10 protein-coding genes and 1 CRISPR repeat array are annotated in these 16453 nt (G+C 27.6%); all 10 genes read left to right on the top strand.

Translation table 11 applies throughout. The annotated features are described in order from the left end of the window. Positions 1–12: 12 nt before the first annotated feature. Positions 13–2211 carry a CRISPR-associated helicase Cas3' gene (cas3, locus tag H9661_RS11900; RefSeq protein ID WP_191768968.1) on the top strand — a complete coding sequence of 733 codons (2199 nt, stop codon included), beginning with the start codon at positions 13–15 and terminating at the stop codon, positions 2209–2211. Positions 2212–2222: 11 nt separating this feature from the next. After that, complete coding sequence (gene cas4, locus H9661_RS11895; protein WP_191768966.1) at positions 2223–2738, top strand: CRISPR-associated protein Cas4; 516 nt, start codon at positions 2223–2225, stop codon at positions 2736–2738. A gap of 2 nt (positions 2739–2740) precedes the next feature. Then, complete coding sequence (gene cas1b, locus H9661_RS11890) at positions 2741–3724, top strand: type I-B CRISPR-associated endonuclease Cas1b (RefSeq protein WP_191768964.1); 984 nt, start codon at positions 2741–2743, stop codon at positions 3722–3724. A 1-nt stretch (position 3725) separates the two neighbouring features. Then, a complete protein-coding gene (gene cas2 / locus H9661_RS11885; protein WP_191768961.1) occupies positions 3726–3989 on the top strand; it encodes a CRISPR-associated endonuclease Cas2 in 264 nt (87 codons plus the stop codon). Positions 3990–4172: 183 nt separating this feature from the next. Then, a CRISPR array of direct repeats spans positions 4173–9703; the repeat unit is 29 nt; unit sequence GTTTTATATTAACTATAAGGAATGTGAAT. A gap of 819 nt (positions 9704–10522) precedes the next feature. Beyond that, positions 10523–10669, top strand: coding sequence for a hypothetical protein (locus H9661_RS11880; RefSeq protein ID WP_191768959.1), 147 nt, complete (start codon positions 10523–10525; stop codon positions 10667–10669). Further along, positions 10653–10907, top strand: a complete 255-nt coding sequence (locus H9661_RS20090; RefSeq protein WP_191769018.1) for a helix-turn-helix domain-containing protein — start codon at positions 10653–10655, stop codon at positions 10905–10907. The genes H9661_RS11880 and H9661_RS20090 overlap by 17 nt, the downstream gene beginning before the upstream one ends. A gap of 127 nt (positions 10908–11034) precedes the next feature. Beyond that, positions 11035–11367 (top strand): DUF3784 domain-containing protein, encoded by a 333-nt coding sequence (locus tag H9661_RS11870; protein ID WP_191768957.1) that lies wholly within the window; start codon positions 11035–11037, stop codon positions 11365–11367. Positions 11368–11761: 394 nt separating this feature from the next. Further along, a complete protein-coding gene (locus H9661_RS11865; RefSeq protein WP_191768955.1) occupies positions 11762–12592 on the top strand; it encodes a type II CAAX endopeptidase family protein in 831 nt (276 codons plus the stop codon). A 1333-nt stretch (positions 12593–13925) separates the two neighbouring features. Next, positions 13926–15119, top strand: a complete 1194-nt coding sequence (locus H9661_RS11860; protein WP_191768953.1) for a DUF262 domain-containing protein — start codon at positions 13926–13928, stop codon at positions 15117–15119. Between the two features lie 5 nt (positions 15120–15124). Then, positions 15125–16216: an MAE_28990/MAE_18760 family HEPN-like nuclease gene (locus H9661_RS11855; protein WP_191768950.1), complete on the top strand. Its 1092-nt coding sequence runs from the start codon at positions 15125–15127 to the stop codon at positions 16214–16216. The last annotated feature ends 237 nt before the right edge of the window (positions 16217–16453 follow it).

Here is a 16453-nt window from a genome sequence, read left to right as displayed (position 1 = left end):
TGGAGGTGAATTATGATTTATTATGCAAAAACCAATCCTGTGGAAACAATAAAAGAGCACACAGACAATGTGATTGAGGAATATGAAAATTTAAAGAAAAATTATAAAAGTGAGATAGATGAAATTTTAAAGGATGTAATAGATCCAGAGTATTTTTGGTATTTATTAAAGTTATGTTGTAAGTATCATGATTATGGTAAGTCTAATCTTCAATTCCAGAATAAGTTAAGAGAAAAATTAGGTGAAAAAACTATTAGTTGTGAAGAACATGAAGAAATTATTCATAATTATCTGTCACCAGCTTTTTTACCAACTAAAGAATTAAAACAAATCCCTGAAGATTTAAAAAGAATAATATTTCAAGCAATAGCCTACCATCATGAAAGAGATATAATTATTGACAAAGAAAAAATTACAGAAATAAAGGAATATGTACAAAAAGAATTAAACAAACAGCTTGTAACCTTAAATGAGCATATGGGAGATTCTATTGAAAAAACATTTTCTAGATATACAGATTCTATTAGATTTAAATATAGAGTAAAAGAAAAAGAGCCTAAATATAAAGTATATGTTATGCTAAAGGGCTTAATTCATAGGTTAGATCATTCAGCATCTGCACATGTATTAGTTGAGGAAGAAGAGAAAAATGGTGTAGGAAACTGTACAAAGAAGTTTTTTAAAGCTAAAGGATGGGAATTTAGAAGCCCTCAGACATTTTCTATAGAAAACAAAGAATCAAATACAGTGATAATAGCATCGACAGGAATAGGTAAAACAGAAAGTGCCTTATTATGGATTGATGATAAGAAAGGATTCTTTACTTTACCATTAAGAGTTAGCTTAAATGCACTATATTCTAGAGTTAAAAGTGATATTGGGTATGATAGTGTAGGGCTTCTTCATTCATCAGCCCTTGAATATATGGAGGATCATGGATATGAAGATGCCTATAAAAGTTATGAAGAAACTGCTTTGTTAAGTAAGAAGCTTAGCTTTTCAACTATAGATCAAATATTTAAATATCCATTTAAATATAAGGGATATGAAAAAGTTTTAGCTACATTAGCCTATTCAAAAGTTGTAATAGATGAAATACAAGCGTACTCACCAGAGATAGTTGCTGTAATACTTTATGCAATAAAGCAATTAACTGATTTAGGCGGAAAGTTTATGATAATGACGGCAACTTTGCCAAGAATATATAAAGAAAAATTAGAGGAGTTTAATATAAAGTTTAAAGAAGAAAAGTTTATATTAGATAAAGATAGACATAGGATAAAAATTGAAGATAAAGAGATTATAGATTCTATTGATAAGGTAATTGAGATAGGAAAAACAAAAAAGGTTTTAGTAATAGTAAATACAGTAGATAAAGCTATTGAATACTATAAAAGAGTTGAAAAAGAAGAAACAGAAATTAATATTAATCTATTACATTCCTTATTCAATAACAAGGATAGAAGTATTAAGGAAGAGCAGATTAAGGATTTTACAAATGAAGAAAATAAAGAATCTGGTATATGGATAACAACACAAATTGTAGAGGCTTCTTTGGATGTTGATTTTGATTATTTATTTACAGAGATGAGTACTCTAGATAGTCAATTTCAAAGATTCGGAAGATGCTTCAGAAAGAGAGTGTTTACAGAAAAGTATCCCAATATACTTATACACACAAAGAATGTTTCTGGATTTGGCAGCATTTATGATGAGGAGATATTTAATAAAAGTATTGAATTATTACTTCCATATGATGAACAGATTTTAAAAGAAAATGTTAAGGTAGAATTAGTTGATAAGCTATATTCAAAGGAGCTATTAAGAGGGTCTAAGTTTTATGAAAAATTTATAGAGGCTTGTGATATTTTAGAGAATATAGTTTCCTATGAAATTAAGAGCTCAGAAGCACAAAAAATGCTAAGAGATATAGATACAATTAGGGTAATACCAGAAGAATTATATAACGAAAATATAGACTTATTTGAAACAATTGAATCTTGTAATTTTGAAGAAAGAGCAAAATTATTTAAAAAAATAAATAAGTTGACCATAAGTGTTCCTAAAAAAAAGTTAGACAAAAATAAAAAGATTAATGAAAACATTAAAGCATGGCCAATAGAAAAGGTGAACGGAATTTTTTTAATTAATGCTAAATATACAACAGACGAAGGATTATGTTTAGGTGAGTTAAGTGAAAATATCTTTTAGTAGGTGATTATATGTCTATTGATTTTGAAGATGTTAAGGTTAGTGGTTTAAAGGTTGATTACTTCTTTATATGTAAAAGAAAGTTATGGCTTTTTGATAAAGGGATTTCAATGGAAGCTAATAGTGATAGGGTAATTCAAGGAACTATAGTTCATGAAGAATCTTATAAGAAGGCTAAGACAAAAGAGTTATTATTAGATAATTTGATACGACTGGATATTATTGATAATAATTATGTAAAAGAAGTTAAAATAACAAGTAGAATGAAAAATGCGGACAAAATGCAGCTTTTATATTATTTATACTACTTGAAAAGGCTAGGAATAGAACGTAAAGGTACTTTAAATTATGTAAAAGAGAAAGCTGTAGAAGAAGTTGAGTTAACAAAAGAAAATGAGAAATTAGTTGAAGATGCACTTTTTGAAATAAAAGCTTTGTTAAATAGCAAATATCCTCCTAAGGCAGAAAAATATTCTTATTGTAATAAATGTTCATATTATGAGTATTGCTTTGTAAAGGAGGAGTAATTATGGGAAGAGACTATTATATTTTTAGTGATGGAAGAATTAAAAGAAAAGATAATACTATATATTTTATTGATTCAACTGAGAAGAAAAAAGCAATCCTCATTGAAGAAGTTGAAAGAATTCATCTATTTGGAGAGGTTGATTTAAATACAAAGTTTTTAAATCATATATCTAAATATAGCGTTCTAATAAATATTTATAACTATTATGGATTTTATAGTGGAACATATTATTCAAGAAAGAAAAATGTATCTGGATTAGTTTTAGTAAATCAATCAAGAGTATATTTAGAATACCCTCAAAGAATAGAAATGGCAAAAGCTTTTATTGATTCAGCTAATCATCATATGCTTAGAAATTTAAGAAGACATAAAGATGTTACTTCTGAGTATATTAATGTAATTGAAGTAGAAAGAAAAATAATGAATGAAGCTAAAACCATACAACAGATTATGGGAGCAGAAGGTAGAGCAAGAAAAGCATATTATCAAGCTATTAATACATTTGTTAAAGAAGATTTTTATATGGAAAAGAGAGAAAAAAGACCTCCTAAAAATCCAATTAATGCACTGATTTCTTTCGGTAATAGTTTGATGTATACAGCAGTTCTAGGTGAAATATATAAAACACAATTAGATCCTACCATAAGTTATCTTCATGAACCATCAACTAAGAGATTTTCTTTAAGTTTAGATATTTCAGAAATTTTCAAGCCATTAATAATTGATAGTATCATTTTTTCAATGATTAACAAAAATATGATTAAGAAAAGTGATTTTGAGATTAATAATGAAATGTGCTTTTTAAATGAAGAAGGAAAGAAAAAGTTTATTAGAGAATTTGAAAATAAATTAGCTACTACAGTTAAGCATAGAAGTCTTAATAGGAAGGTATCTTATAGAAACTTAATAAAGCTGGAATGTTATAAGATAATAAAATCGGTAGTAGAAGATGAAGAATATAAACCATTGAAAGCGTGGTGGTAATATGTTTGTTATATTAACCTATGATGTTGGTGAAAAAAGAGTAAATCGTGTAAGGAAGACATTAAAACAATTTTTAACGTGGACACAAAATTCTGTTTTTGAGGGAGAGATAACAGAGGGAAAGTTACACAAATGTTTAGCGGAAGTAAATAAAAAACTTGTAATAAGTGAGGATTCTCTCTATATATATGTAGTGAAAAATTCACATAATATAAAGAAAGAGGTAGTAGGACAAGAAAAAAATTATGATGAATTATTTTTATAATTGCAGTAGATTAGCTTTTGGCATGAAGTAGCATAAAACTAGCAAAATCAAGGGTTAGTGGCAGCAATATATGAAATAAGGATTTCTACATTAGAGGTTTACTGCAAAATTATGATTCTTATGATATAATTAAATCACTTAAAGTGCCAGTTTACAAGGCTTTGAAGCATCTATTGAAATGGGGTTTTATATTAACTATAAGGAATGTGAATTCTGCTAATTGGTCTGAATTGAACGCACTTAAACTAGGTTTTATATTAACTATAAGGAATGTGAATTTCTCATTATTAAATCATTTAGTATTTCTTCTATTTGTTTTATATTAACTATAAGGAATGTGAATAACCATATAGGTGGTGGAGTTTATCAGTTGTCTAACGTTTTATATTAACTATAAGGAATGTGAATAAATTATTTTATTGAGTGCGAGAAGAAAGTACAAGCGTTTTATATTAACTATAAGGAATGTGAATCCGAAAAGTATTATATCAAATATGACGATAATTGCAAGTTTTATATTAACTATAAGGAATGTGAATTTGGATATACATGAGCCAGTTAAAAAAGAACAATATGTTTTATATTAACTATAAGGAATGTGAATAGAGGGTAATGGTAATAGTGTCGTTTATCCCAAAATAGTTTTATATTAACTATAAGGAATGTGAATATTTCTATACCAAATTCTTTTAGTTTATTTTTGCAAAGTTTTATATTAACTATAAGGAATGTGAATTAGGCTACTTAAGTGATTTAGAAAACAACAAAGCTCGTTTTATATTAACTATAAGGAATGTGAATACTCCATGGGTGGATAGTCCAAATATTAATAAGTATGGTTTTATATTAACTATAAGGAATGTGAATAAAGCAAACATAGATTCAGAAGCTATAAAAACTCAAGTTTTATATTAACTATAAGGAATGTGAATTAAGTCAAATGTTGAAAATATACAAGTTGGTGGAAGGGTTTTATATTAACTATAAGGAATGTGAATTTGATGATGCTGTTTCGCCTACTGGTGGAGGAGCAACGTTTTATATTAACTATAAGGAATGTGAATAATGGAGAAAAAATAATATACGTTTTGGGGTATGATAGTTTTATATTAACTATAAGGAATGTGAATAATAGTTTTGATAATAAATTTATAAAGATTGGTTCAGTTTTATATTAACTATAAGGAATGTGAATTGTCCAAAATGTCAAACGTTGCACTAGCAATCCCGGGTTTTATATTAACTATAAGGAATGTGAATTCCACACCGTCCATTTCTTCATCTACGATGTAAAATGTTTTATATTAACTATAAGGAATGTGAATTAGGACTAATCATTACAGGCCCGCTAGGACTAGAAGGGTTTTATATTAACTATAAGGAATGTGAATCAAGTTGGGAAAGTAGACATTGTGAATTATTCAGAAAGTTTTATATTAACTATAAGGAATGTGAATACATTTATATTCATCAAATTAATAGCAGTATCAGTAAGTTTTATATTAACTATAAGGAATGTGAATTTATTTATAGCATTTTCCATTTGTCTAGGGTCGTTTGTTTTATATTAACTATAAGGAATGTGAATAATTACGGAAAGAAAGAGCCGGGAACAGGGTTCAACGTTTTATATTAACTATAAGGAATGTGAATTTCTCCTTGTGGCTGTGCTGATATGCCTATTATTTCAGTTTTATATTAACTATAAGGAATGTGAATATAAGTTATTTATTCCAGGATGAAATTCCAGCATTTAGTTTTATATTAACTATAAGGAATGTGAATATAGTATATCTAAAACCTTTTACAGATTCAGATAAAGTTTTATATTAACTATAAGGAATGTGAATTTGAGACGGCAATCTTCTTATCACTAACTTCATTATGTTTTATATTAACTATAAGGAATGTGAATTTTGTTTTCTTGCTCTTTGCGCACGTTTGAATTTTTGGTTTTATATTAACTATAAGGAATGTGAATTATGGAATATCTTTTTCAGCTACAAATATTATTTCTGTTTTATATTAACTATAAGGAATGTGAATATGGTATCAAGCGCCCTCTGAATTTTCTTTATCAATTGTTTTATATTAACTATAAGGAATGTGAATTCTCCCTACTGCTGCTAAATATCTCTTCTGAATACCGGTTTTATATTAACTATAAGGAATGTGAATTTGTATATCAATATTTTTAATATCTCTTACTAACATAGTTTTATATTAACTATAAGGAATGTGAATAGTTACAGAAATGTAGCATAGATAATCGAGCAAAATGTTTTATATTAACTATAAGGAATGTGAATTTTTTATTACGTTTGCAATGTCCGCTGTATTTTGCCTGTTTTATATTAACTATAAGGAATGTGAATTATTCCCCCAACTCCTCCACGTGGTAAGAAAATGCTTGTTTTATATTAACTATAAGGAATGTGAATTATTCATTTAATCTTCCTCACTTTCTTCTATATACCAGGTTTTATATTAACTATAAGGAATGTGAATAGTCAATCCCGCATTAAAATTGCTATCATCCATACTCGTTTTATATTAACTATAAGGAATGTGAATTGTCTTAACTTTCTTATTTTTGCTGCTGTTTCTTTAGGTTTTATATTAACTATAAGGAATGTGAATTATTTCTTAATTCTTCTATCGCATTCTTCCATAACATGTTTTATATTAACTATAAGGAATGTGAATCTATAAGCTTGATAGTAATTTAATAATACTTGCTAGTTTTATATTAACTATAAGGAATGTGAATTCAAATACATATCACTGTAAGTAACTGCTACTGCATAGTTTTATATTAACTATAAGGAATGTGAATACAAAATAAAACTTGGCTGTCTCGGTCTATTTCTGTGTTTTATATTAACTATAAGGAATGTGAATCCAGTTGTCTCATTTGTTTTTGTATTAACCTTCTTTGTTTTATATTAACTATAAGGAATGTGAATAATATTGTATATCCTAATCCATTATAATGAATTGAATCGTTTTATATTAACTATAAGGAATGTGAATGTAAAAATTACATAAGACAAAGAAGGAGCAGATTGTGTTTTATATTAACTATAAGGAATGTGAATGCGTTTGGTGGCGGTTGTGGTAGAGTTAGATGCGAAGGTTTTATATTAACTATAAGGAATGTGAATAATCCACTCCAAGGTTGATTTTCTACAATCTATAACGTTTTATATTAACTATAAGGAATGTGAATTGTGACACTACGACAATATCATCTAAAACCGAATCTAGTTTTATATTAACTATAAGGAATGTGAATTTTTCAATTCTTCCAAGTAAATCAGTTAATGATGAGAGTTTTATATTAACTATAAGGAATGTGAATTATCATCCTCATTACCATGTGTGTTTAGCTTTAGAGCGTTTTATATTAACTATAAGGAATGTGAATGTAAGTGTGGGCAATGTTAGTGGTGCTGGAAGTGGCTCGTTTTATATTAACTATAAGGAATGTGAATTCTGGCAAGATTGGATTTCCTTCTCTATCTAATTTAGTTTTATATTAACTATAAGGAATGTGAATCTTTCAAAAATCTAAGCATATCTTCTAGCCTGTCTTGTTTTATATTAACTATAAGGAATGTGAATTATCGCCACAGGAATTTTATCTACTATATTAATACAAGTTTTATATTAACTATAAGGAATGTGAATGATACACATTTAGTACAAGCATTTATTGATGATTTAGTTTTATATTAACTATAAGGAATGTGAATAGATTTCTTTTTTAGCTCTATATCATTCAGTACATGTTTTATATTAACTATAAGGAATGTGAATATAACAAGTTGACACTATGCATATCAAGGATTGATTTGTTTTATATTAACTATAAGGAATGTGAATTCATTTTGTGATGCAACAAGCAAATTAGTAAATAACGTTTTATATTAACTATAAGGAATGTGAATTATCAATTGTAAACAGAAATACTAAAATTAATATACGTTTTATATTAACTATAAGGAATGTGAATTGGATATAAGTTTTCATAGATGTAGCTGTAATATCTGTTTTATATTAACTATAAGGAATGTGAATTTAATTTATTTTCATTTTCACTTCTTATTCTAATTTGTTTTATATTAACTATAAGGAATGTGAATTTCTTTGTATACTTAATTGCATATGCAAGTCCAACACGTTTTATATTAACTATAAGGAATGTGAATAGTGCAGACTACCGGGGAACAAATATATTACTAAGGTTTTATATTAACTATAAGGAATGTGAATTTTGATTTCTATATCTATTAATTAAGTCTAATAACAGTTTTATATTAACTATAAGGAATGTGAATCATAAATCTCTTTGTCATTCTTATCTTTTAAACCTGGTTTTATATTAACTATAAGGAATGTGAATTGACAATGATATGGACGAAGAAATGACCGAGTTCAAGTTTTATATTAACTATAAGGAATGTGAATTTCGACTACTCTTGCTTTTGAATTTGTTTGATAAGTGTTTTATATTAACTATAAGGAATGTGAATTTGTCTGCATATGCGTTAGATTCCCAAAACATAGTAGTTTTATATTAACTATAAGGAATGTGAATTAGCGGTAGTAAAAAAAGCGTTTATGAGGATATAGAGTTTTATATTAACTATAAGGAATGTGAATTGGGTAACTGAAAGTATACTTAATGATATATATACAGTTTTATATTAACTATAAGGAATGTGAATTTTATCCCCTTTATAATTCCTTCTATAATATCTTTTCGTTTTATATTAACTATAAGGAATGTGAATAACTGTGTAAATCCATCTACAGTTGTTTTTGAACCGTGTTTTATATTAACTATAAGGAATGTGAATAGTGGTGAGTGTTTTTACTAATTTCCCATACCCTTAGTTTTATATTAACTATAAGGAATGTGAATCCGAGAAAACCCATAAAATCACCTCACTAAATTTTAAGTTTTATATTAACTATAAGGAATGTGAATTTATTCTTGTTTATTTGAACAGTGAAAGCACTATCAGGTTTTATATTAACTATAAGGAATGTGAATCAAAGTATACTTGATGAACTTAGTAAAGGACATCCTGGTTTTATATTAACTATAAGGAATGTGAATTGCTTTTGCTGATTTTAAGCCTTCCTTAGTTCTTGCGTTTTATATTAACTATAAGGAATGTGAATTTAGCGTAGTTGGAGCAACAGCTAATTCATTACATCAGTTTTATATTAACTATAAGGAATGTGAATTTAAGGAGGTTGTTTTATGAAATGTTTAAATGAGAATGTTTTATATTAACTATAAGGAATGTGAATTAGTAATGGATGAAGCAAACAGATTAACTAAAGGAGGTTTTATATTAACTATAAGGAATGTGAATATAGGCAAAACTGTACTTAAGGCTTCCCTTTGACGAGTTTTATATTAACTATAAGGAATGTGAAGTCTAGTACAATAGTCTTACCAGTTCCTCTTAAAGCCAGTTTTATATTAACTATAAGGAATGTGAACTACACAGTCCCTTTGAATATTGGCTATTTCCAGAACGTTTTATATTAACTATAAGGAATGTGAACAATGATTTTCTCCACATACAAATAACTTTGCTTTATGTTTTATATTAACTATAAGGAATGTGAACCCAAATGCTTTTAATATTCCAGTTTCTAATATTCCAAGTTTTATATTAACTATAAGGAATGTGAACTTCTCTAACTTTGTTTTTATTTGTTAACCTAACATGTGCTCCTATTACATAAAACTAGTCCAAAGTAAAAAAATAAAATAGAACAGCCTGCAGGCTGCACTTATGGCTAATATACAAAATTGATTTAATATAGTTTCAAATAAACCTTAAATGATTAGTTAATTTTATTTATTATATCTATAATTTTTATATAGTCTTATATATGTATCTATATATACTGCTATTATAGATATACCATATAAAAAGAAATAGGGCACCTGGTACCTGCACCCGAAAAAGTACAGGCTATTACCCTATATTTCTAAGTTCCTATCTGTCTTTCAACAAGCTCAAGCCAGCTATGAATTAAGAACTGTTAGGGATTAAGCTAGTCCTTTTTCAGGTACCCGCAGGGGTGCAATTGTTTGTTCTATATTCTTTTATTTATTAGGTAAAGATTTTATAGATTTTAAGATGCTTTAGATGGCCACCTTATTTTAATTTGTTATATATATGCTTTTTATATTTTTAGAAGAGGATTAAGGTGGAATATGCGTGAGGCAGGAAGAGGTGGACACAACCCACCCACCCTCCTTTTCTTGATTGTTTAAATGTACAAATATTATGACTAAGCCTATATTTATCGATACATCCTGATGCGCAGCATCTACCGATAAACATAGACATTAGCCAATTTCATTTTGAGAATAGATTTGATTGGCCTTTCATATGTTCAACTTTCTTTCTTCGATATAACCCGATATATCTTGAGTACACTGAAGGCGCCTTTTAGGACAGCATTTAACGAATTCTAACGATGAAAGAAAGGTAGACAATGGGATGAGATTTAGGGATAGGAATAAAGAGTTTACATTGGAGCATTTTATATCAGGATCAGAAGATAGTATAAAAATTTTCTTATTAGATGATATAATTGTTGATTTTGAAAAAGGAAAATACATAGGCAGTTATTGCTTACCGTTTTAAAATCTTTGGGGATGGGATTTTATTAAGAAAGAGGGAACTAAGTATAAAAGGAATAGAATACTTACAAAAATATTGTAAGGAGAATAATATTACAGCCTACAAGTTATCTAAGGTAAGTGGAGTAAGTAACACTTATTGTTATAAGCTTTTAAGAGGTAAAATGAGTAATCCAAGTATAAGTACAATAAATAGAATATCTATGGCATTAGGACTTAATATAAGTGATTTTTTAAAATAAAAAACTATGTTTAGCTATAATGTTAGGTAGTACAATTTTGTTATATATACAAAATAATTCTTGTTTTATATAATAGTAGTAGTTAGTAATTTCAAGATGAGAAGAAAGATGATCAGGGTGATAAAAAATGATAAGTAGTACTTTTTCTTTTATAGTTATATTAATGGGATTTTTATTTAGTTTAATAGGATTGATAATTTGGAAAAAGCAAAAAATAACTTTAATTAATGGTTATAATAATAGAAATGTTAAGAAAGAAGACGTAAAAGGATATACAGAATCTATTGGAAAAGCATATATTATAATGGGAACCACAATGATGATATTAGGAATATTAGGGCTACTTAATAATGAAAATTATAAAGTTGTTGGAGCTATAGTATATATGGTAGGCGTTGTTATAAGTATAATTAAATTTGTTAAGACACAAAAGAAATATAGGACTGGAATATGGAGTTAAGTTAAAATATTAACTCTATTTTTTGTATAGATAAGTAAAGTATTATGACTATAAATTTTTAATTTAGTAATAGTGCTTTTTTCTTTTTGGAGTAAAAGTAATATAAAAATATTATTATATTTGAATAAATTAAGATTACTGAAACATTTTGAAATTCACTTTAAAAAGCTTTGGAATTTGAATATTAAGAAAATATATAAAACCCTTTTTTGAAATAGAACCAATGATAAAATATTTCGTTGACATATTTAGAAAGACTAAAAGGTCAAACATGCTGCAAGTAAGGATGAGATAGAAATACACTTAATATAAAAAAGAGTTCTTTTAGTAAATATATGGTATAATTTGGGCAGTGATATTTTATATTTTTAACTTTTGGAAAGGATGTATTAATTTGATAGAGGTTTTGAAAAGCATAAAATATAGACATTTAATCTTTGGTAGTATTGTAACATTTATTATATCGTTAGTATGTTGCAAATTGTTATATGTGAGTAGCTATATGTCTGCGTCTATTAGTGTAACACTTGCTTTGTATATTTTCCCAACAGTATTGATTTTTTATAAGTTTAGCAAATTCAAAATATCCATTAAGGTGTGGTTAAAGGTTGTTAGATTTAAAATTGTTGAAATATTTACAAGTGGAATTTTTTCGCAAGTATTGGGACTAGGAATATTATTCTTACTTACTGCAATTATAACGTTAATTTTCCCAATGGATGGACAAAGTGATCCAATTAATATTCCTACAAATTGGGTGGAAACTTTTGTTTCAGCATGCATATTTGCTCCATTTTGTGAAGAAATTATTTTTAGAGGACTTATTTTCAATAAGCTACTTGTAAAATATTCACCTGCAAAGGCAATTGTTATATCATCTGTGATATTTGGAGCAATGCACCTTACCAAGGGCATAACACCAGCTATTTTAGGGGGAGTACTATGCATTCTATATATGAAATACAAGAGTTTAATTCCTGGTATGGTAATACATTGTCTGAATAATTTTGGTATAGAGCTTCTTAAGTATTTAACTTTTGGAAACAGTATAGCAGAATCTGAGGTAAAACAACCAGGTACATTACCAGTATTTATATTCTCAATTATTTGTATAATAGTGGGACTACTTTGGCTTGTGAATTTTATTAAAAAGAATTGGCATTATACTACAGAATTTATTAGTGAAAATACTATGGAAAGTGAAATGACTACATTTATAAGATAAATGAGTCAAATAAATTTGATAATATCCAGAAAAGGTATATATGACAAGCCCTTGGACAATAGATTGTCAAAGGTGGACACCCCTGGGGCTGTCCAAGTGAGAAGATAGTACATCCTGGCTTTGGACAAAAGTTTGTACAAAGTGGACTCCCCTTGGGGTAGTTCAAAGGATTTTGGGGACCACACATCTAAAATGGCGAAGCCAACATAGGGAGTTATATTCATTTTTATTTATGCGTAACTCATGATTCTAGCTAGTTCAAATGATGGAACTGCTTTAATAGCAAGTCTATCATTTGGACTAGCATTTTTTATAGCGTAGTAAATGCACCCCTACGGGTACCAAAAGATAGGACTAGCCTAATCCCTAACAGTTCTTACCTTAGAGGAGGTTGGAGCTTGTCGGAAAACTCATATAAGGTTAGAAATGTAGAGCAATGGTCTGTACTATTTTGGGTGTGGGATTAGGTGCCCAAGTTATTATTGGTATTAGGTATATAGGGTATAGGAGTATATGAAGATAAGTGTGGTTATTGTAACAAATAAAAAATAAAAGCTAAAGGTTATAGATTATTAAAAGTATTGAGAAATTTATTGGAAGATAGATAAGAAGAGGTAGAGCAGCTACTTACAGGCGCAGCCTGTTATATAAATCAAAGGCTTGGACTTGCTTTATGGTAGGCGAGGAAGGAGCCTTTGGTAATGCCTGTCCAAGCTACCGATATGTCCATGAAGTGAGTGGACAGGGCGGAGCAAGGGAATCAGGTGGACTAGTGGAACACCTGTCTTTTTTCTGATTCTCTTGCGGAGCTTTGGGGAAGAGAATTTATAATGGATGAGGCATCTAGAGGAAATGATATTTTTATTAGGACCAAGGGTTTGGGAATAGGCTCATTATATTTTGCTTTGGACAAGTTGAGTGGAGGATTTGGGGGGAGTTGGATTTTATTGAGGAAAGGTTGTCCAAAACTACAGTTTTGAGAGAAGTATTAATAAAATTTATAGAGGATGATAGTATTTTATGAAATAATTATAAAATTGTAATAGAAAATGTTAAAATAATAAGAGGATAAATATTCAAAAAAGAAATTTATTAAGATGTTTAGAACAATTAATAATAAAAATGACAATATTAAATTAACTTCTGATTATGTCTATAATGGGAAGTTGAGATGATTTATAATACAAAGAGCGTATTTTTAAGTGAGAGGTTTGACGAGGTTCCCTTATATTAAAATCTACGTAATCAGTATCAAGTTTAGATGTTACTGTTTTTTTATTCAAATATAGTATAATTTGCATATAAAATAAATTTAGATGAGTGAGGGATAATAATGAGATTATATGAAAATGAATTTATAAAATTTGATGATAACACGGATAATCAGAAAAATTTAAGTGATGAAGATATTAATAAAAAATATCTTCTTGGAGAATCGAGAATTGTTACAGAACAAGGAAGATATCCATTAGATACTATTCCTGTAATGATTGATAGTGGAAAATACAAACTTAATCCTGACTTTCAAAGAAGACATAGATGGAATAATCAGAAAAAATCTAGGTTAATAGAATCGTTTATTATGAATGTTCCAATTCCACCTATTTTTTTGTATGAAGACGATTATTCTCATTATGAAGTTATGGATGGTTTACAGAGGTTAACTGCAATTGATCAATTTTATAAAAATAAATTTAAATTAGAGGGACTTGAGTATTGGGAGGAGTTAAATGGGCGAACCTATGAGGAGCTTCCGATTAAAATTAAACAAGGAATAGATAGACGATATATATCATCATTAATACTTCTACAAGAAACGGCAAAGAGTAAATCAGAAGCTCGGAGGATGAAGCAAATTGTTTTTGAAAGAATTAATAATGGAGGGGTTAAATTAGAAGGTCAGGAAACGAGGAATGCTTTGTATAATGGGCCAATGAATGAACTATGTCTAAGTTTGTCTGATAATAGATATCTAAAAATTTTAATTGGAGTTCCAATAGAGGATTCATATCAAAACCATATAGATTATGAAAATGATCTAATGGAAAATGAGCTGTATAGCAAAATGAAAGATGTTGAATACGTATTAAGGTTTTTTGCAATGAGGCAAATAGATGGATATCAAGGTAGAACATTAAATGAGTTCTTTGACTATTATATGAAAAAAGCTAATTTATATAATGAAAATTTACTAAATGATTTAAAAGCTGAATTTGAAAGAATAATAGAATTTGCATATGATTTATTAGGTGAAAATGCTTTTTATTTATGGAGAAAAAGAAATGGAAAATGGAACTGGTTAAATAAAGCTACTACGACTGTATTTGATGCTATAATGTATGTACTATCTGAATTATTTGAACACAAAGAAAAATTACTTTTAATTAATGCTAGTATACAAGAAGATTTAATTAAGTTCTATGAAAAGAACTATGGGTATTTTGAAGGTAGAAACAATAATAAATCTAATATAGAACAGAGAAGAGAGTTATATAGAGATTTCTTTACTTCATATTTGGAGGAATAATTGTTATGGAATTAGCATTAATTGAAGCCATTAAAAAGATAGATGGATTAAGGAAGTATATAGAACTTTCAGAAAAGATGAAAATTTTTGATGATATAGAGGTGGAGCTTTTTGATAAGATTGATAAATATCAGGAGCTAAAAGAATTAAAAGAGTTGCACAATTTGAAGGAATTCGTTGGATCATTACAAAAACTTAAAACAAAAAAAATGTATGATTATAATTTAATAATAGTTACAATGTATGGTATATTAGAAAATTATGTTGAGGAAAGTATAAAAGAATATTTAAGCATATTAAATAATACTATCATGGAATATAATAGATTGCCTAATAAAATAACTGAAAATCATATAATATTCTGTGCTAATTTATTAAAGTATATAGATACAATGAGTAAATATGAACATATAAAAAAAAGCGATGTAATAAAAAATTTAAATAGCTGTTTAAGTGATAAAAAATATACATTAAATTTGGATGCTTTTATACATCACACATCTAACTTTAGGTATGAATCTATTAATGAAATATATAATAATGTTGGAATCCAAGGAATATTAAATGAAGTGAAAAATAATAGTAAATTTATAGAGTATAATATGAGAGAGCTATCTATAGAAAAGGAAGATATAGCTGATATAAATAATAAAACACTATTTTTTAAATTAGAAGATTTAGCTGAAAGAAGAAATCAAATAGCACATGGTATAATAAGTGACAATTTGTTATCTTTACTTTTAATGTCAGATTGCTTGAATTATGTTGATATATTAATTAAGTCAATAAATGAAATACTTGATAAAAAGATAGTAGAGTATGAATTTGAGTATGCGAATAAGGAAAAACTCAATGAACCGATAAAGATTATTGATAATAGAATAATATGTTTAGAAGTTAATTATCAGCGATTAAAAGTAGGCAATAAAATATTTGCTTATAATAAAAACAACAATAATATCAAATGCGGAAGAATAATTTCTATGAAAATAGGAGAAAAGGATATCGTTGAAACACCATTAATAGATGAAATAAAGGTGGGAGTAATGGTTGATTTTCGTGCGAAAGATAATTATGAATATTATTTTGTTAAATAATATTTTCTTTTTAAAGTTAGTGGAAGGTTGTGGTGAATTTAAAGGATATGCTTTAAATTCATAAATGCATCGGTTATGTAGAGTAGTGACTTTTTTGAATATGGTATAGGATTATTAACGGTGACTGTATTATAAATAAGATGAGATTTTTAGCATAATTTAACTACTTATTATTCACCTCCCATTAGGCTAATACTGTATAGGTAAGTTGTAACATTAAAAATTAAGGAGAATTTT

The organism is Clostridium cibarium, from assembly GCF_014836335.1.
Classification (GTDB): Bacteria; Bacillota; Clostridia; order Clostridiales; family Clostridiaceae; genus Clostridium; species Clostridium cibarium.
The sequence above is the reverse complement of the archived record's forward strand: the minus strand, read 5'-3'. Positions and strand labels throughout refer to the sequence as shown.

Excerpts from the sequence above, each read along its gene's own strand:
- cas2 (WP_191768961.1), top strand. The coding sequence starts at position 3,726 with ATGTTTGTTATATTAACCTATGATGTTGGTGAAAAAAGAGTAAATCGT.
- cas4 (WP_191768966.1), top strand. The coding sequence starts at position 2,223 with ATGTCTATTGATTTTGAAGATGTTAAGGTTAGTGGTTTAAAGGTTGAT.
- cas1b (WP_191768964.1), top strand. The coding sequence starts at position 2,741 with ATGGGAAGAGACTATTATATTTTTAGTGATGGAAGAATTAAAAGAAAA.
- H9661_RS11880 (WP_191768959.1), top strand. The coding sequence starts at position 10,523 with ATGAGATTTAGGGATAGGAATAAAGAGTTTACATTGGAGCATTTTATA.
- cas3 (WP_191768968.1), top strand. The coding sequence starts at position 13 with ATGATTTATTATGCAAAAACCAATCCTGTGGAAACAATAAAAGAGCAC.
- H9661_RS11870 (WP_191768957.1), top strand. The coding sequence starts at position 11,035 with ATGATAAGTAGTACTTTTTCTTTTATAGTTATATTAATGGGATTTTTA.
- H9661_RS11855 (WP_191768950.1), top strand. The coding sequence starts at position 15,125 with ATGGAATTAGCATTAATTGAAGCCATTAAAAAGATAGATGGATTAAGG.
- H9661_RS11860 (WP_191768953.1), top strand. The coding sequence starts at position 13,926 with ATGAGATTATATGAAAATGAATTTATAAAATTTGATGATAACACGGAT.